This is a genomic window from Pseudomonas sp. NFACC04-2, from assembly GCF_900119265.1.
Classification (GTDB): Bacteria; Pseudomonadota; Gammaproteobacteria; order Pseudomonadales; family Pseudomonadaceae; genus Aquipseudomonas; species Aquipseudomonas fluorescens_AA.
Window position 1 is genome coordinate 55,680 of sequence record NZ_FPJC01000007.1, and the last position, 18,186, is coordinate 73,865.

The 18,186-nt window shown below is 61.9% G+C and carries 16 protein-coding genes; 1 reads left to right on the plus strand and 15 read right to left on the minus strand.

Going from position 1 to position 18,186, the window contains the following annotated elements; translation table 11 throughout:
* Positions 1–66 precede the first annotated feature (66 nt).
* A complete protein-coding gene (gene msbA, locus BT125_RS12015; protein ID WP_072407158.1) occupies positions 67–1,872 on the minus strand; it encodes a lipid A export permease/ATP-binding protein MsbA in 1,806 nt (601 codons plus the stop codon).
* Between the two features lie 15 nt (positions 1,873–1,887).
* The gene (locus BT125_RS12020; protein ID WP_072407161.1) at positions 1,888–3,060 is read right to left on the minus strand and encodes an O-antigen ligase family protein; all 1,173 of its coding nucleotides are present in this window, start codon (positions 3,058–3,060) and stop codon (positions 1,888–1,890) included.
* 107 nt (positions 3,061–3,167) lie between these two features.
* On the opposite strand from BT125_RS12020, the gene BT125_RS12025 reads away from it, so the two are divergent.
* Positions 3,168–3,773 (plus strand): BUD32 family EKC/KEOPS complex subunit, encoded by a 606-nt coding sequence (locus BT125_RS12025; RefSeq protein ID WP_072407163.1) that lies wholly within the window; start codon positions 3,168–3,170, stop codon positions 3,771–3,773.
* On the opposite strand, the gene BT125_RS12030 is transcribed toward BT125_RS12025, so the two are convergent.
* The 13 genes from BT125_RS12030 to waaC all read right to left on the minus strand — a co-directional run bounded on the left by BT125_RS12030 (position 3,759) and on the right by waaC (position 18,186).
* Positions 3,759–4,862, minus strand: coding sequence for a glycosyltransferase (locus BT125_RS12030; protein ID WP_072407166.1), 1,104 nt, complete (start codon positions 4,860–4,862; stop codon positions 3,759–3,761). The genes BT125_RS12025 and BT125_RS12030 overlap by 15 nt on opposite strands.
* Positions 4,863–4,910: 48 nt before the next feature.
* A complete protein-coding gene (locus BT125_RS12035) occupies positions 4,911–5,675 on the minus strand; it encodes a hypothetical protein (protein WP_072407168.1) in 765 nt (254 codons plus the stop codon).
* A gap of 55 nt (positions 5,676–5,730) precedes the next feature.
* The gene (locus BT125_RS12040; RefSeq protein ID WP_072407170.1) at positions 5,731–6,687 is read right to left on the minus strand and encodes a glycosyltransferase family protein; all 957 of its coding nucleotides are present in this window, start codon (positions 6,685–6,687) and stop codon (positions 5,731–5,733) included.
* Positions 6,688–6,771: 84 nt separating this feature from the next.
* On the minus strand, positions 6,772–8,172 hold the full coding sequence (locus BT125_RS12045; RefSeq protein ID WP_072407172.1) for a PIG-L deacetylase family protein: 1,401 nt from the start codon (positions 8,170–8,172) through the stop codon (positions 6,772–6,774).
* A gap of 8 nt (positions 8,173–8,180) precedes the next feature.
* Complete coding sequence (locus BT125_RS12050) at positions 8,181–9,077, minus strand: antimicrobial resistance protein Mig-14 (RefSeq protein ID WP_072407174.1); 897 nt, start codon at positions 9,075–9,077, stop codon at positions 8,181–8,183.
* Positions 9,077–10,207 (minus strand): glycosyltransferase, encoded by a 1,131-nt coding sequence (locus tag BT125_RS12055; protein WP_072407176.1) that lies wholly within the window; start codon positions 10,205–10,207, stop codon positions 9,077–9,079. Before BT125_RS12055 ends, BT125_RS12050 begins: the two co-directional genes overlap by 1 nt.
* Positions 10,191–11,948, minus strand: a complete 1,758-nt coding sequence (locus tag BT125_RS12060) for a carbamoyltransferase family protein (protein ID WP_072407178.1) — start codon at positions 11,946–11,948, stop codon at positions 10,191–10,193. Before BT125_RS12060 ends, BT125_RS12055 begins: the two co-directional genes overlap by 17 nt.
* 318 nt (positions 11,949–12,266) lie before the next feature.
* Positions 12,267–13,718 (minus strand): lipopolysaccharide kinase InaA family protein, encoded by a 1,452-nt coding sequence (locus tag BT125_RS12065; protein ID WP_072407180.1) that lies wholly within the window; start codon positions 13,716–13,718, stop codon positions 12,267–12,269.
* Positions 13,718–14,470 carry a lipopolysaccharide kinase InaA family protein gene (locus tag BT125_RS12070; protein ID WP_072407182.1) on the minus strand — a complete coding sequence of 251 codons (753 nt, stop codon included), beginning with the start codon at positions 14,468–14,470 and terminating at the stop codon, positions 13,718–13,720. The genes BT125_RS12065 and BT125_RS12070 overlap by 1 nt, the downstream gene beginning before the upstream one ends.
* Complete coding sequence (locus BT125_RS12075; protein ID WP_072407184.1) at positions 14,467–15,201, minus strand: lipopolysaccharide kinase InaA family protein; 735 nt, start codon at positions 15,199–15,201, stop codon at positions 14,467–14,469. The genes BT125_RS12070 and BT125_RS12075 overlap by 4 nt, the downstream gene beginning before the upstream one ends.
* Positions 15,201–16,007, minus strand: coding sequence for a lipopolysaccharide core heptose(I) kinase RfaP (gene rfaP, locus BT125_RS12080; protein ID WP_072407186.1), 807 nt, complete (start codon positions 16,005–16,007; stop codon positions 15,201–15,203). Before rfaP ends, BT125_RS12075 begins: the two co-directional genes overlap by 1 nt.
* Positions 16,004–17,128 carry a glycosyltransferase family 4 protein gene (locus BT125_RS12085; protein ID WP_072407188.1) on the minus strand — a complete coding sequence of 375 codons (1,125 nt, stop codon included), beginning with the start codon at positions 17,126–17,128 and terminating at the stop codon, positions 16,004–16,006. Before BT125_RS12085 ends, rfaP begins: the two co-directional genes overlap by 4 nt.
* Positions 17,128–18,186, minus strand: coding sequence for a lipopolysaccharide heptosyltransferase I (gene waaC, locus BT125_RS12090; protein ID WP_060739473.1), 1,059 nt, complete (start codon positions 18,184–18,186; stop codon positions 17,128–17,130). Before waaC ends, BT125_RS12085 begins: the two co-directional genes overlap by 1 nt.

Below are 18,186 nucleotides of genomic sequence, written 5' to 3' on the forward strand. Positions count from 1 at the left end.
TCCAACACCAGATGGGAGCGAAGCCGGCCGAGAGAAACAGGCCGGCTCACAGCCTGGGGTCCGAACTCAGGCGATATTCTGGGCGGGAGCGTCCAGCCCCATGGCATGAAGACGTGCGTAGTAGCCGTTCTGCGCCAAGAGCTCGTCATGGGTCCCCCGTTCGACGATCCGGCCCTGGTCCATCACCAGGATCAGGTCGGCCTTTTCGATGGTCGACAACCGGTGAGCGATGACCAGGGTCGTACGGCCTTTCATGACTTGGTCCAGCGCGGCCTGGATATGCCGCTCGGACTCGGTGTCCAGCGCCGAGGTGGCTTCGTCGAGGATCAGCAGCGGCGCGTTCTTCAACAATGCCCTGGCAATGGCCAGGCGCTGGCGTTGGCCGCCGGACAACAGCACGCCGTTTTCGCCCACCTCGGTGTCCAGGCCATTGGGCAACTGCTCGATGAAGTCCATCGCATAGGCATCCCGGGCGGCCTTTTCAATGTCGGCCCGCGGAGCACCGGCCAGATCGCCGTAGGCGATATTGTTGGCCACCGTGTCGTTGAACAGGGTGACATGCTGGGTCACCTGGGCGACATGACGACGCAGGTTACGCAGGCGGTAGTCTTCGATTTCCACGTCATCGAGCAGGATCTGGCCGACCTCATGGTGATAAAAGCGCGGGATAAGGCTCGCCAGGGTCGACTTGCCGCTGCCCGAACGGCCCACCAGCGCAATCATCTGCCCGGGTGCCGCGGTGAAACTGATGTCCTTGAGCACCTCGCGCTCAGCGCCGGGGTAGGTGAAACTCAGGTTGCGCACGTCGAGACGACCGCTGACCCGCTCCTGCTCGACCGTCCCCCCGTCGACCTCCGGTTCGACATCCAGTTGCTCGAAGATACTCTCGGCACCGGCCACGCCTTTCTGGATGGTGGAGCTGACTTCCGAGAGTTGGCGAATCGGCTTGGGCAGCAAGCCAGCAGCCGTGATGTAGGCCACCAGGTCACCGGCCGTCGCGTCACCGCGCAGGAACAGCACCAGGAACATCAGGGCCGCCATGGCGGTGTAGATCACCAGTTGCAGCATCGGCGTATAGACCGCGCCGGTACGCGTCATGCGCAATTGCTTGTCGGTGTTGCCCTGGCTGGCGTTGGTAAAGCGCTGCTCTTCATAGGCTTCACCGCCGAAGCTGCGCACCACGCGGTAGCCCTGGATGGTCTCGGAGGCAACGTGAGTCACGTCGCCCATGGCCACCTGGATCTTTTTGCTCTGCTTGCGGAATTTCTTGCTGGTACTGCTGACCATGACCGCGATCAGCGGCAGGATCGCCAACATCACCAGGGTCAGCTTCCAGTTCATCCACACCAGGTAGGCGAAGAGGAACACCACGGTGAGACCTTCGCGGATCACCACCTTGATGGCATCGGTGGCCGCACCGGTGACCATGGTCACGTTGAAGGTGATCCGGGAGATCAGGTGGCCGGAGTTATGGGTGTCGAAGTAGCGATTGGGCAACACCAGCAATTTCTTGAACAACTCGACCCGCAGGTCATGCACCAGCCCCAGGGAAACCCTGGCCAGGTAATAGTTGCCCAGGAACGACCCCAGGCCCTGCCAGGCAGCGATCAGAATGATCAGCAGCGGCACCGCCATCAGCAGTTTCAAGTCCTTGAGGTACGGCACGTTGGGAAAGAGCACCGCATCGGGGTTGCTCAAGCCATCGACGAAATATTTGAGAATCCCGGCCAGCATGGGCTGGGTCGAAGCAAATATCACGAAACCCAGGATACTCAGCAGAAAAATGCCCGCGTAGGGTTTGACGTATCCCAGCAACCGAAAATAGATCTTCAGGCTGGAATCCTGTTCCGCTTTGGGCGGTGCGTCACTCATCGTCGGGCTCACTGGTTAGGAAGAACGCGGAATTTTATCACAGCCACCGGCATTGGCCTGCGCCCAGGTCAAAACGCTGGCCAGGCCAATCGGCAGCCAGGTAATGAACCATTCGGCGCGGGGGGTTCCGGTCAGGCTCGCGGCGTCGAACTGCATCGCCAGGAACGAAAACACCCACATGCCGAGCATGCCACGGCCCAGCAGGCTTTCCCGGGCGCGCCAGGCTTCGCGCAACACCCCGAACCAGACAATGCACCACAGCAGCAGCCCAGGCAGCCCGAGTTGAATGGCGACATGGCTGAACAGATTGTGGGCGTGATCGAACTTGAGGCCGTGGATGATAACCCGATAGTCGGCCGCCACGCCAAGACCACCCCATGGGCGCTCGGCAATCATGTGCAGGCTCGACATGAAAATCTCGGGTCGATAGGAAGCACCGCGCGCCATGAGCAACGGCTCAAGCAACCAGAAGGTCAGCATGGCCAGCACCAGGGTCGTGGCGGCGATAATCCGGACCCGCTGGTCCCGGCAATAGATCGGCATGGCCAATACGCTGAGCAGCAAGGCCAGCGCAGCGCCGCGACTCTGGCTCGCCACCACGAAGATCCCCAGCAGCGCCAGGGCCAGCGCCCAAAGCACTTGCAGGCCGCGGTGACGCGGTATCCAATGCAGCATCCAGATCGCCGCCAGGCCGATCACGTAGCCACCGAGGATTGGATGGGACAGCTCCCCCAACCCTTCCAGGCGCGCATCCCATGGATTGTTTGCCATACCGTAGAAACGAACGATTGCCATCAGCGCCGTCAGCGCCAGCCCCAGCCCCCCCCATTGCATGATGCGAATCAGCCGTTCGGGCTGGCCGTCGGCGAAAATCGGGAAAAATATGAGAAATACCAGGATATACAGCAGTCGCTTGGCCTCGCGGGCCGGCTCCGCCGCGTCGGCCCAGTACAGCGTGATCAACGCCCAAGCCATCAGCGCAAGCAACGCCACGTAGATCAACCATTGTGCGCGCCACAACTCCAGCAGTCGTTGACGAGCCGGCCAGGCGAAGATGATCGCCGGCAACCAGACAAAGGCAACCAATCCTTGTTGATACACTTTGTTGGTCGGTGCCAGGGCTATCGCCAGCAAGAACCATAACAAGCCAAAGGCCATCCAGCCTTGCGCCCAACGTGTTGCCTGCATCTAACGCTCCTAAACGGTCTACCAGCCAAACCGGCATGGTGAAAACAAAAACTTTTGGGCATCATGGCCCGCCACGGCACCGGTTCTTTCAACAAGGTTTCCCTACGATGCAATCCTCACGGCTTCCCCAAGCCGCTTTGAATCAATTGATTGAAGGCGCCACTATTCTGGAGGCCGACAGCTACGGCCCAAAAGTCTATCTGCTGCAGGATGGGAATATCCTCAAGCTGTTTCGCCGCAAGCGGCTTTTTTCTTCGGCCCTGCTAAGGCCTTATTCAACGCGATTCATCAATAATGCAGCCCGCCTGCAGAAGCTCGGCGTACCGACCCTCGAAGTGCTGGCCTTCTACAAACTGCAAAAACCCGGGATGACCGCCGTACTGTATCGACCACTTCCCGGTAAAACCCTGCGTCAATTATCGAATCAGGAAAATTTCAGCTGGCAGCATACTCTTCCAGCACTTGTCGAGTTGATCCGCAGCCTGCATGCCAGCGGTATTTATTTTCGCTCACTGCACCTGGGCAACATCGTTGTCACGCCTGAAAACCAACTGGGGCTGATCGATGTGGCCGACATGCGCTTCCTGCGCTCGCCGCTGCCACGCTACCTGGCACGTCGCAACCTACAGCATTTCGCTCGTTATATTGCCCGGGAGAACCTGAACGGGAGCTTTCCGATGCAAGCATTGGAAAACGCCCTACTGGCTGCCTGAAATCAATTGCCGCGCGACCTGACTGAAGCTAGACCAGGCCTCGTCAGGATTCAGTGCCCGGTACTGGGCCGCTGCGACCGTATCGGCCGAAGCCTGCGCCGCTCGTTCGATCGCCTCGCTCCAGCCATTTTCGTCGTTGGGCGTCGCATACCAACCGGTGTCGCCCAACTGTTCACGAAAGACCGCGAGTTCGCTGGCCAGCACCGGGACACGAGCCAGGACAGCTTCCTGAAGGGTCAGCCCAAGGCCCTCGTCCAGGGACGGGATCAGCACCCAGTCAAATGCCCGATAGAGCGTCGCCACATCCTCCAGATGTCCGACCAGCAAGATCTTGTCGACCAGGTCCGGCCGGGCGATCCGCGCTTGCAGCGCTTCGCGCCGCGGCCCCTCGCCGACAATCACCAGGCGCCAATCGGGATGGTGGGTCGCGGCCCGGCCAAAAGCCTCCAACAGACAGGCGAACCCCTTGCTGTCCACCAACCGTCCCACCGCGCCAAATATGCGCATCTGCGAGCCAGGCAAACCCAGTCGGGCACGTGCCGCTTCGCGAGGCAACAGCGCAGCCTGGAATTGCGCCGGATCGAAGGCGCTACGCAGCGCAGCGACCTGCATGCCCAATTCATCCTGGAGCGACGTCGCCAGGGTCTGGGAGACCGCTGCCAGGGTCAGGCGGGAGGCGGGGAAGCCGCACAACAGTTCGCGCCCCGCAGGATTGAGCCGTGTCGCACCATGGAAAATCACCACCACGCGGATCTGTGGCATAGCCTTGAGGACGGGCAACAAGGTACGGGCCACACCGATGCCATCGAGCAATACCACACGTGCATCGCTGTCGAGCAACGCCCGACGGAAACGACTGTGCATCAGGGGTTTGAGCAGACGCCAAACGTGTCGGCCCTTGAGCCGGGCCGATGTCATATTCCACTCGAGCGTCGCCCCGACATCAATCTGGCAGGCAGCCGCCGCCCCCTGCAAGAGCCATGTCTTGACAGGCATCGCTGGTTCCATCCGCGAGAGAATCTGATTATGGACCTTGTGTACCGAAGCGAACGGTGTACCGCCCGCCCACATGACATTGATAATGCTCATCGAGCAGCAAACCTTCTATCGCGGACCAGGATTCATGCTTCGCGGCATTCAGTAGTTGATAAGCCAACCAATACAGACTCCAAGCAAGAGAACCAAGGACAACTTGATCTGCTCGCGGCGCTTGCGGCGAGCCTTGCGCTGGCGCTCCACGGGCACTTCCACATGGACCCCGAATCCGGTATGCAAAACAGCATCCCCTTCGAGCGTGACTGCCGTCAAGTTCAGCTCGGCATAACGAAGAGACAAGGCTTTTTCACCGCCGAAACCGGCGAAAGGGGCACAGAGCCGATACTCCTTCAACCGTCGCAGGCCGGGATTGAGAGAGAAGCTTTGCCATTCGGGTTTGTCTGAAATCAATGGGTAACAGGGCACGCCGCCGATGACTTCACGTTCGCCCAAACGAATGTAGGGACTGTGTACGCACAAATCGTAGACATAGTTGCGCAACCACACCTGAAGAATATCCGGTCGCTGCTCCAGGATCGTGCGCGAATCTTCCACGAAGGCCGGGCGATAGAACGCCCAGTCGTCCTCACAATGAAAGATATAAGCTGTCTTGACATGCTCGTACGCAAGGTCGATCGAAGCCAGCTGCCCCAGCTTCGGTCGATTGACGAAGGCCGTCGTGCGGTCCTTCCAGTGAGCGGGAATGACGGCGTGCACGCCTTCGTCGCCGGCATCTTCGGTAATGAAGACCTCACGGATCGGCGCGGTGTTGAAACGGTCGAAGCTCTCCAGGGTCTGCTTGAGCAGATCGAGCCGGCCGCAACTGGTTACCACCAGGGTAATGTCACTATCGTCGGAAAACTGCACTGAAATACCATTTAGTCAAACGCCATCTGAACACCGGATGGCTCAACGGTTCGTATCAAACGCCCAGCTTCAGGCGCAATGTCTCCAGCAGACTCAACGGGGCACGAGGCCGCAGCGGCGGCTCCAATGCTTCAACGATTTTCTGCCCGATGCGCGCGAAACTGAACTGTTCCAGCGCCAGCTTCTGGCCGTTGTTCGCCACATTGCGCGCCAGCTCGGGGTCGGCGCGCAGCCGGGAAAGCTTTTCCTGGAGTTGCGGGATGTCACGGTACAACACCACGTTATGCATGTCCTGCAACCCCAGCGCCCGTGCCTCGTCGATGCCCTGATCGAAGGCCAGCAGCACACAGCCGCAGGCCATGGCTTCGAAATTCTTGATCATGAATTCGCCCATGCCCACGTCGGCGCTGACGAAAAAGCGGATACGGTTGAGGGTCTCGCGATACTCTTCGCCGGACTTGGTCCGGGTCACGACCAGTGGCTCAACCCGGCCCAGCTCATCCAGCAGCGCCTTGCGACCACTATAGGCAACACTGTTGGTGCTGCCGACGAAGGCCAACTCGATATCCCGCTCACGCCCCAGATCCTGCAATAACGACTGATCGTAGCCCTTGGGCACGAATACCGCATCGAAACCTTCGCCGCGCAGACGTTCGGTCACCATGAAGCCGGAACTGATCACCCGCACCCACGGCATGCGACGGTAATGCGCACTGAATTTTCCGGTGTATTTGCACGGAATGTAATTCTGGTAGGCATCGTGCTCGAGGATCACCAGGTTGGGGATCGTGCGGATGAAGCCGGCCTGACGAATTTCCTGCTTGAAACGCAGGAAAAAGATGATCCGGTCATAACGCGATACGTCCACATGGTGGCGGAAATACCCCCGCAGGTTGCGTTGTTCCTTGCTGTCGAGCCAGCGCAGGTCGCACTCGCAATGAGCGGCCACGCCTTCGTAAAGTCGGTCCAGGATGGCCCGCTGTTCTTTCTGCACCAGAAACAGAACTTTCATCGTTTTCCTTGCGGCACCGAACGACTTGATAAATAACCGGAGGCCGGTTTGCGCCGTAGCGCAAAGACGCCCCGCCTTGGGCCTCTACAGCCGCCAGAACAGTTCATGACGACGCACAGCCTTGCGAAAAAATTCGTTCTCGCCATACGCCGAGCCCGTGCGCCCCGCCAGCAGACACTGGATGCCACGGCGCAGCCGACGCTTGAACGGCGCGCGTGGTTGCAGGTCATGCATCATGCCCAACGCCATGGCCTTGTCGCGCTGGCCGGACAATGCCAGCGGCAGGCTGACGGGATGCATCGGCCGGGCCGGGTCGAAATACGGCGGCAACGCAATGCCCGCACCCGCATCACCCATGGGCCAGCGGTCATTGTCGTGCAGGTGATTGGCATAGCCCAGCAGCGTGGTCGGTTGCCACTCCAGGCCTTCGAGGGCTTGCAGGACGGCCTGATGGGCACAGAGATGGTCGGGGTGCGGATCAAGGGTCGGATGTGGCAATACAATGACTTCGGGACGCGCCATGAGCAGCAGCTCGCGCAGGTCTGCCAGCAGGTTGTTCCAGGTCGGCGCGCCGTCGTCATCGCCGGGCAGGGCGAACGGGTTCAACTGGCGGAACAGCCGGGTATCGCTCAGGCCCGCCTCGCGAGAGCCCTGGGGCTGGTTCGGCGCGGCTTGCATGGCCGCCAGTTGCAGACAGAAATAACCCAACTGCACACAGTGTGCTTCAGGCACTCCGGCCCAGCGGGGTACGGCAATGCTGTCCCAGGCTCGCAAACGGCCCTTGAGTCGCGCGGCTTCGACGCTGTCCAGGCCCATCTTCCGATAATGCCCGGCCTCGATTTCACCCGCTGTCAGCGTCACGATCCAGGCCTCGTCAGCCTGGCTGTACAAACCGTAGGCAGCCAGCTCCGCATCATCGGCGTGGGGAGCGATGACCATTACCCGCTGATGCTGCACTGGCGGCGGCGTGAAGGACCACAACGTCGGCTCGCCCAGCAAACGGCAATGACGTCCGCGCAGGCGCAGCTCGCCCCGGGACAACGCCGGGCCCTGCTCGCTGAGGTTGAGATAGCGCAGGCCATTGACCCCGCGCTCGAAGGTTTGCAGGTCTCTTTCATCACCCGACAACTCGACGAGCGGATCGATGAAGCGTCCCAGCCAGGTGCTCTTGATCCGCAGTGCGAGGATCAGCGTCGCGCCATCATCCAGAATCACGCCTTCGTCCAACCGAAGCCGCCCGGCATTCAAATGCACCTTGGGTTGCTGGGTGAACGGCGGGAAGCTGTATTGGTAATCGTCCCGGGGCGAATAGAACAGGTGATCGGCGAACCACGCCTCGTGGGCGATCCAGCCCAGCACCGCCAGTACCAGGGGTAGCCACCAGGCCACCCCGATGCCCAGCGACACCAACGCCACCAAGGTAAGCAACAACCCTACGCGCTTGTTGCGCCGGTGGCGCCTGAGTAACTGTTGCTTGCGACTCATAGGTGGGTTCATACGGTAAACACCGGCACGGGGTTGCACCAACGGTCCTTGTATTCCCGGTCCGCCCGGCCGAATGAAAAACGCAACGGCTTGCCGGCGGCACGGGCGTGTTCCCAGGCGCTTTGGGTGTTGAGGAAACTCAACACGCTGCCAGGACTGAATTCGCGGGTCTGCGGGTCGACGCCTCCGTTGATGTACTCGACGCTGATCCACTCGGGCGCTTCGACGCGATACACCAACTGGATCGCAATCGGCGCATCGTTGAGAAAGATCACCGAGCCGATCAGCCATTCGCGCAGCAGCTCGATCACCTCGCCCATGCGTTCGGCACCGGTGGCCGCAAAGCCCCAGCGACGCAGGAACAGGTCGCAGTAGATCGAGGCCAGCTCGGCGCTGGAAAACTCGCCGACCGGCCGCACCACCCCGCCCGCCTCTTCCAGCAAACGCAGTTCACGGCGCTGGTTGTAGCGAAACTTCTTGGACAGCTCTTCCGGCGTGCGGGCCATGGCCAGTTGTTCCTGCTGCAACTTCAAACCGCTGAAGCGCCCCTCGTTGAGGGCCGACAGGTAACGTCCACGATGACGCAACGGCGCTTGTGCATCGGGCGCCGCTGGCAGGATCAGCTCGGCATTGCCCAGGTCGAACAAGCCCTTCTTGCCGTGGCGCTTGAGCACGTCTTTGGACAGCGCCAGGTCGCGGCCCCAGGTCGGTATGGCCGCCTTGAGCTCACCGTCCTGCTCGAACGCCAGGTAACGCACGGGAATCCCGGCCAGGGCCGCCAGGCGCTCGACCACCAGGGGATGAGTGGCCACGCTACCGCCAAAACGCTGCCAGGCCTGGGCATACATCGACGCATCGACGGCGGTCCAGCCACGCTCGCGCCAGCCTTGGAATCGGTTGAACATCAGGCCCTCGGCGCCAGTTCGGTGACTTGGGGCAAACGCCAGAATGCCTCGCGTACGGTGCGATCCGAAAAACGTTCGCGCAAGCGATCGAGCATCAGCTCGGCGCATTGGCGACGCTGCAGATCGTCCATGGCCGCCAGGTGCTGCAGCCCCTGGGCCATGTGCTCGGCGTCGCCCAGCGGAAACAGGATGCCAACGCCTTCGACCACTTCCTTGGCCCCACCGCAGGCCGTAGCCAGCAACGGTACCCCGGCAGCCATGGCCTCGAGCAGTACCATGCCGAACGGTTCATGGTCGGAGCTCAGGGCGAACACATCAAAAGCACGGAAATAACGGCGCGCTTCGGGCACCTGGCCGAGGAACAGCACACGATCAGCAATACCCAGCTCTCGGGCCAGTGCCTTGAGGTCCTGCTCCAGGCGGCCCTTGCCGAGAATGGCCAACTGGCTGTTGGCCGGCAGATGCCCCAGCGCTGCGGCAAAGCCGCGCAACAGTGTGGCCTGGTCCTTGTCCGGGTGCAGACGACCGACATTGCCGACAATCCAGGTGTCCACATCCAGCCCCAGCGTATGCCGCGCCTCCTCCCGGGAGACCAGGCTGGCCTGGGCGGCATCAAGGTCGATGCGGTTATAAAGGGTCTGGATCCGGGCAGCCGGCCATTTCGGCAGGCAACGGCGCATGTCATCACGCACAGCGTCGGAGACCCCGAGCAGGCTCAGGCGCTTGCGGTAAACGTGGGCGAACAACCGGCGAGTGCGCCGCTGGTAGTCCCCGAAGGCATGATGCACGCCGATTACCGGCAAGCGAGTACCCAGCAGGGCGATGTAGATCGGCTTGAAGCGATGGGCAATGCAGAAACTGAAATTGCGCGAGGCGGCGATCTTGCGCAGATCGCCGATGGCGCCCAGCTTCAGGCCACGAATGGCGCTGGAGCTGTACTCCATGAACAGCACCTCGTCCGAAGCACAGGCAGCAGCGACTTCGGCATCGGCCGCCCCGGTGAGGAACACCGTGGTCACGCGATAGCCGGTGCCCGCGAACAAGCTGGCGTACTGACGGGCGCAGTCCAGGAACGGCCCGTCATAACCGTGGCAGAACTGCAGAACATGTCGCTCAGCCGAGCGTGTCATAAGCGTCCACGCCGTCTTTGACCACCAGGATGTCTTCCATGATCAGGTACTGCAGGTCGGAACCGAAGAACATGTTCAGCGCGTCGGTCGGCGAGCAGATCATCGGTTCGCCACGACGGTTGAGCGAGGTGTTCAGCGACACGCCGTTGCCGGTCAACACTTCCAGGGCCTTCATCATGTCGTAGTAGCGCGGGTTGTATTCGCGCTTGAGCACCTGGGCCCGGGAGGTGCCGTCTTCATGGACGACTTCCGGCACGCGGGTCTTCCATTCCTCGGCCACTTCGAAGGTGAAGGTCATGAACGGCGCCGGGTGATCGACCTTGATCATCTGCGGCGCAACAGTGTCGAGCATCGACGGGCAGAAAGGCCTCCAACGCTCGCGGAACTTGATTTGCTCGTTGATGCGGTCGGCCACGCCGCTGGCGCTCGGGCAACCGATGATCGAGCGACCGCCCAAGGCACGCGGACCGAACTCCATGCGGCCCTGGAACCAGGCTACCGGGTTGCCGTCGACCATGATCCTGGCAATGCGCTCAGGGGTGTTGTCGATCTTGCGCCAGGCAGGCTTACTCGGATGACGGGCGCACGCGGCAATCACGTCTTCGTTGCTGTAGGCCGGGCCGAGGTAGACGTGTTCCATCTTCTCCACCGGCACGCCACGGGCGTGGGACACATACGCCGCCGCCCCCACCGCCGTACCGGCGTCACCGGAAGCCGGTTGCACGAACAGCTCCTTGACGTCGTCACGGGCGATGATCTTCTGGTTCAGCTTGACGTTCAACGCGCAGCCGCCGGCGAAGGCCAGCTTGCCGGTTTCCTTGAGCACGTCGCCCAGGTAGTGGTCGATCATTTGCAGCGCGAGCTTCTCGAACAGCGCCTGCATGCTCGCCGCGTAGTGGATGTACGGCTCGTCGGCGATGTCGCCTTCGCGCTTCGGGCCGAGCCATTCGATCAGCTTCGGCGAGAAGTAGAAGCCCTTGCCCTTCTCTTTATAGCGGCGCAGGCCGATCACGTTGGCGTAGTCGGTGTTGATCACCAGTTCGCCGTTTTCGAACGAAGCCAGGCGGGAGAAATCGTACTTGCTGGCATCGCCGTAGGGCGCCATGCCCATGACCTTGAATTCGCCGTCAAGCATTTCAAAACCGAGGAACTCGGTGATCGCGCCGTACAGGCCGCCCAGGGAGTCCGGGTCGAAGAATTCCTTGATCTTGTGGATCTTGCCGTTTTCGCCATAGCCGAAGAAGGTCGTGGCGTATTCGCCCTTGCCGTCGATGCCCAGGATCGCGGTTTTTTCCTGGAAGCCGGAGCAGTGGTAGGCGCTGGAGGCGTGGGCCAGGTGGTGCTCGACCGGCTCGATCTTGATTTTCTTCGGATCGAAGCCCAGTTGTTCCAGGCACCAGACGATCTTGCGGCGATAGCGCTTGTAGCGACGGTTGCCCATCAGAATCGCGTCGAGGGCCCGGTCCGGGGCGTACCAGTAACGCTTGGCGTAGTGCCAACGCGCCTCGCCGAACAGGCTGATCGGGGCGAACGGAATCGCCACCACATCGACGTCGGAAGGCTTGATGCCGGCTTGTTCCAGGCAAAACTTCGCCGACTCGTAGGGCATGCGGTTCTTTGCATGTTTATCGCGTACGAAGCGCTCTTCCTCCGCCGCCGCGATCAGCTTGCCGTCTATGTACAGCGCTGCGGAAGGATCATGGCTAAGGGCGCCGGACAGGCCAAGAATCGTCAATGCCACAGGGTCTAGCCTCTTATGTCTGCATACGGGCGACAAGCGCCGCGAAAAATGGATGTGCCGCGCGCCAGGGGTGCGGGGCAGCTAAAGGGCGGGATTATAGCTTAAAAGCGATCTTAAGCCTCTAGCGGTGAGTGCGGGCCGCTGTCCGGTGTTAATTGGGTAGGCAGAGCACTGCCCCTGTGGCGAGGGAGCTTGCTCCCGCTCGGCTGCGCAGCAGTCGTAAAACCTGCCCGCCGTTTTCTTCCTGGCGCACCGCATTGGATGGCTTTTGGGGCGGCTGCGCGGCCCAGCGGGAGCAAGCTCCCTCGCCACAGGACTCTACGAGGTGCTATCGACCGTTTTGGGCACCCGCTGATCGATCACCCGATACAACGCACTGTCCTGCGGCCAATTACGCATGAACCGTGCGCGATCCCGAGCGTAGGCCGGGGCGAAGCTGGCCCGAGTGCGGTGCTGGCACATCGAGTCGAGGTCGATCAGCGCCCAGCGGTCGTGCTGCCAGAACAGGTTGTGGCCCTTGAGGTCGCCATGGCTGATGCGCTCGCGGATCAGGTCGGCGAACAAGCGATCCAGCGCCAGCAACTCAGTTTCGGGGGCTTCACCGCTTTCCACGTAAGGGCCGAAGCGCTCGATGATGTCCGGTCCCGACAGGTGTTCGGTGACCAGGTAGGCGCCACGGCGCAGCCACAGGAAACGCTTTTCCAGCAAGGCCAGCGGCTTGGGCGTGGCAATGCCGAGGAAGGCCAGGCGATGGCCTTCGCGCCAGGAATGCCAGGCCCGGCTCGGGCGCCAGAAGCGCTTGAGCCAGTGGGCGAAGTTCTTGATGTTGTAGCGCTTGATCACCAAGGTGCGACCGTTCACCTCGACTTTACCGACGCTGGCCGCGCCGCCGGTCTTGTACAGATGGCCCTGGTCGAGCAGCGCATCGGCCCGCTCCAGCACCGGCGTCATGGCCGCTTCTTCATCCCGACGGATCGCCCGTAAGCCGAACGCCCCGCGCTGTACGCTGAACAGACTGCACTCGCGCCCGACTTTTTCGAGGAAATCCTTCAGGCGCCAGGCCTGCACCTTGTCGATCTGTTTTTGCAGCGCTTCCATGGGCAGCGCGTGTTCGGCGTTGCCCAAGAGGTAATACACCAACAGCTCTTCGTTGAACGGTTGGAGGGTTTTGGGAAGCTGGGCGAAAAACACCCCCAGGTTCTCCAGGACTTTCTGCCGCGACAACGGTTGCCCTGGGGTTTCGGCGCGGATGCCGGCACCGTCGATCAAGTAGAGCTTGCCGTCGTGGCGCAGCAGATTGTCCAGGTGCAGGTCTTCCTGCCACAGGCCTTTACCATGCAGTTGCGCAATGGCGCCCAGGGCTTCGGCCAGCACCGCCGTTTGTTCGTCGGCCAGTAAGGGTAGGTGTTCGACCTGTTGCCAGGCATCCCCCAGGCTCTCGGCGTCTTCGAGCAATTCGAACAACAACCAGCCACCTTCAGCCTCGTTCAAGCCATCGGCGAGCAACAACGGCGTCGTCAGCCCTTGTTCCGCCAGCAAGCGCACACCTTGCAGCTCCCGCTGGAAGTGCCGGGCAGCCTTGTTGCCCACCAATAATTTGGCCAGCACCGGCCGACCACGCCAGATGCCCGCCCCGACATAGCGCTGCCCCGGCAACACCCGCAACAGCGAAAGCAGCTGCAATTGCGCCGGGCCGGCGGCGTCGGCCAGTTCCAGGCTCAATGGCAGGCTGGGGCTGCGGCCGGCATTCTTCAATTCGGACAAGTGCATCAACGAGCTCCCTTGTGGCTGCGCCGGGCGCTCAGGCGGTCCATCCAGCTATCGACCAGCCCGGCGTCGAGCGGTTGAGCCAGGTAGGCAGACAACAGCTGGCGTACATCGGCATCACTCCAGATGGACGCGCGCCGCAACAGCGGCTCCAGGTCCTTGACCCGATCACGCCGACCAAACAGCAGCGGCCGAGTCTTTTCCAAGTCGATCAGTTGCGCTTGGTAACCGTCGGCGGTGGCTTGCAGGAAGATGTGTTTGGGATAGAAGCAACCGTGCACCTGATGCATGCCATGCAGGCGCCGCGCCAACTGCCCGCAGGCGTTGAGGACGGTGGTGCGCTGCGTCGCCGTCAGGCTCGGCCAGCGTTGCAACAGCGAGTCCAGGTCGTCCCAGCCATCCAGGGCCCGGGTCAGCAGGATCGCCCGCACCTCGCCCTCCACCTTGCGCTGACCATAGAACACCGCTTGCAGGGCCGGAATCCTCAACTGCCGATAACGGCTGATGTTGCGAAATTCCCGGGAAAAACTCGGCTCGCCGAAAGGGTGGGACCAGGTCCGGGTCAGGTAATTGCTTTGGCGCTTGAGGTAATAACCCTGCCCGTCCAGCTCCAGCCGGAACACGCTGCTCCAGCCGTCGCCCGAGGTGTTGGGTTCGTCCACCGCATCCAGTTGCCGCGCCCACAAGGCCTCGAAGCTGTCCAGGCCATGGCGTTGCAGCAACGCTCGGTCTTCAGCGGCCAGAAAGTCAGTCATTCACGCCCCTCGAAAAATCTCACCACGTGACGGATGCGTTTCTTGTCGCACGCATCGAGTCGGTCGCGCTGGCGGTATTGCAGGTAAAAACGCAGGCGCTGCGTGGCCGACAAATGGTATTTGGCCACTTTATCCAGGCACGCCAAGTCCTTGGTGATGCGGTACTTGAGCCAGAAACCACGCCAGAAGTCCCCGTTCGGGCAGTCGATCAGAAACAGCTGCGAGTGGTCGTCGATCAACAGGTTGCGCCACTTCAGATCGTTATGGGTGAAGCGGTGGTCATGCATGGTCCGCGTATAGCCGGCCAGTTGCCGGCTGACATGATCGACCCAGGCACGGTCCGCCAGCCGCGAATCGTGACGCTCGGCGAGCGCCGAGAGGTCTTCGGTGTGGGGCAGCTCGCGGGTGATCAGCGCGCCACGGGCGTAGCTCGCACCGTTTCGCTCCAAGCCCCAGCCCACGACCTCGGCGGTGGGAATGCCCCATTTGGCGAAGCGCTTGAGGTTCTGCCATTCGGACTTGACCCGTGGCTTGCCCAGGTAGCGCCGCAAGCCTTTGCCGGCCCCGACGTAGCGCTTGACGTAATAGTTCACGCCGTTGCGCTGCACCCGGATCACCTCTGACAACGGGTCACGGGTCAAACGCTCCCCTTGTAACGCAAACACCGCTTCAAGGCTGCCAAAGTCCTCGGCCAGCTCGACGTATTCCGGTTCCAGATTCCAACCCGACATCAGAGCGCGTCCCCGTACCGCTGCTTGCGGGCATACAGTTTGTTGGCCTTGCCTTCGAGCCAGGTCAGCAACGGAGCCTCATCGGCGAGGATCCGCCGCAGCGGCTGCTGGAAATACCCCTTGAGAAAACGCAGCTTGTCGCGGCGGGTCAGGCCGATGTCCAGCGCCGAGAAATACAGCGCCGCCAGGTCCTTGTTGCGCCAGCGAGTGGTGATGGCGGGACGGGTCTGGGCGCGGTGCAGGTCGATCACCGAGAGTTTGAAGTCCCCAGGGGTCACCGGCTTGTCGGTGTGCAGCAGAAAGTGGCAGATGTAGCAGTCACGATGGTTGACGCCGGCGCGGTGCATCATGCCGGTCATACGCGCCACTTCGGCGATCAGCGCACGCTTGAGCGTCGGCTGCGGCGGCTGCTTGACCCAGTCAATGCTGAAATCTTCGAGGCTGACAGTCGGCGCCAGCTCTTCGGTGACGATGAACGAGTGCTGGTCCGCCGGGTTGCCGCCCTTTTCGCCGTAGGCGACAGCGGTCATGGTCGGCACGCCGGCTTCCTGCAAACGCTGGATAGCCTTCCACTCCTGCCCTGCACCGAGGACCGGCAGCTTGGCGGTGAACAAGTTCTTGAAGATCTCGCCCCAACCGATGCCACGGTGGATCTTCACGAAAAAGCCGCGACCGTCCACCTCCGTGCGCAAGGTGCGCCGGGCTTCCAGTTCACGATAGACCTCGCCCTCGAGCGCTTCGACTTCGGTGAACGCATCGCGCCCGGCCCAAAGGCTCTTGAACGGTTCGGCCAGCATCAACTTCATTGTGCGTGCTCCGCCAATATCACATCGGCCGCGTGCTGCGGCATGCTGTAGAGGTCGGCCGTCTCGGCGAAGACCAGACCGTTGCGGCTCCAGGCCGCCCGGGCATCGGCATCGTTCAACATGCGGCCCAGGTATTCGTTGAGCTGGGCTTGTTCGAACGGCTCATCCAGTACCAGGCCACTGTCGGCCTCGGCGATGTAATGGGCGTACCCACACACCGCGCTGACCAATACCGGCAACCCGGCCACCAGCGCTTCGAGCAGTACGGTGCCGGTATTCTCGTTGTACGCCGGATGGATCAACAGATCGGCGCCCAGCAGGAAGCGCGGGATGTCGCTGCGGCCCTTGAGGAACCGCACATTGTCGCCCAGACCCAGCGCGGCACTCTGCAGTTGGAATACCTTGGGGTCGTCCTGGCCAATTACAAATAGCCGGGTGCGTTTTCGCAGGTCGGCTGGCAACGCGGCCAGGGCCTTGAGGCTGCGATCCACGCCCTTGGTCTTGAACCCGGAGCCAATCTGCACCAGCAGCAGGTCGTCGTCGGCCAGTTCGAATTCGGCCCGGAACGCGGCGCGGATCTCATCGGCATCGGCGGGCCGCCGGCGGTCCTGGGCGATGCCCGGTGGCAGCAGGTGAAAGCGTTCCAGCGGTGTGCCGTAGTGCTTGATGAACAGCGGCTGCTGGACTTCGGAAATCATCAGTACGTCGGTTTTTGCATCCTTGGCGAATACGGCCCGCTCGTACTCGGCGAAATGCCGGTAGCGGCCCCAGCGCCGGTACAGCGAGTTGCGCAGGTTCTGCGCCTTGTCTTCGAAACAGCCGTCGGCGGCGTAGTACACGTCCAGGCCAGGCATTTTGTTGAAGCCGATCAAACGATCCACCGGGCGCTTGGCCAGATCGGCCTCCATCCACGCACTGAGTTTCTCGTTGCGGCGATGATTGAACAGCGCCTTGACCGGTGCCACCAGCACCTCGAAGCCGGGCGGCACGTCACCTTCCCAGATCAGCGTGTAGACACGGATCTGGTGACCGCGTCGCTGGCATTCCAGGGCGATGCGCATGAAGTCACGCTGCAGGCCACCGAAGGGGAAGTATTTGTAAAGGACAAAAGCCAATTGCATCAGCGCGGCTCCTCAGCCAATAACGTGCTCAGGTGGCTGGCAACACGCTCGGGGTTCAGACGCGTGAAGCACAAGGGCTGCTCGCGTTTCAGGTCAAACCGCCGGGCATCTTCGGCGGTCGGCGGATAAGTGCAATGTTTCTGCATGCACGGCGCGCAAGGGAAATCACTGGCGAGGTGAATCTGGCCCTTGCCATAGGCACCGGTCAGCACCGGATTGGTCGGGCCGAGCAGCGAAATGGTCGGCACGTCCAAGGCCGCGGCCAGATGCCCGAGGCCGGTATCCACGGCCACGCAGGCCTGGGCGCCGGCAAGCACTTTGCCCATGCCGCCGAGGTTCAGCTTCGGCAGGACCAAGGCATTGCGCAGCCCGCTGGCGATGCGTTCGGCCCGGGCCTTTTCGGCCGGGTTGCCCCACGGCAGCTTGACGACCACGCCGAACTGCCCCATGCGTTCGGTGAGCTGGCGCCAGTAAAGTTCGGGCCAATGCTTGGACTCCCAAGTGGTGCCGTGCAGGAACACCACGTAGGGATAGGGACGTGGCAACTCCACCAGCCGGTCGACATCGAGGCCATAGTTACCCAGCGTCTGCGGCAAGTCATACCCTAGCGCCACGGCAAACAGCTGGCGCACGCGCTCGACCGCATGCTGACCACGGGCCACCGCCAGGCGCCGGGAATAAAAGCGCGCCGCCAGGGGCTCACGCGCCGAATTTTTATCCAGACCGGCCACTGGCGCCTTGACGTAACGGGTCAGCCAGGCGCTTTTCAGAAGGCCCTGGGCGTCAATCACCAAGTCATATTTTTCGGCGCGCACGCTCTGCTTGAAGCGTCGCCATTCGCCGCTCTTGATGGTTTGCCAGAGGTTCTTGCGCCAACGCCGGATCGCCACCGGAATGACCTTGCCCACGGCCGGGTGCCAGGTGGGGATTTCGGCGAAGCCTTCTTCCACCACCCAATCGAACTTGATGCCCGGAATCGCCCGCGCCGCATCGGTCAGCGCCGGCAGGGTGTGGACCACATCCCCCAGCGAAGAGGTCTTGATCAGCAGTACCCGCAA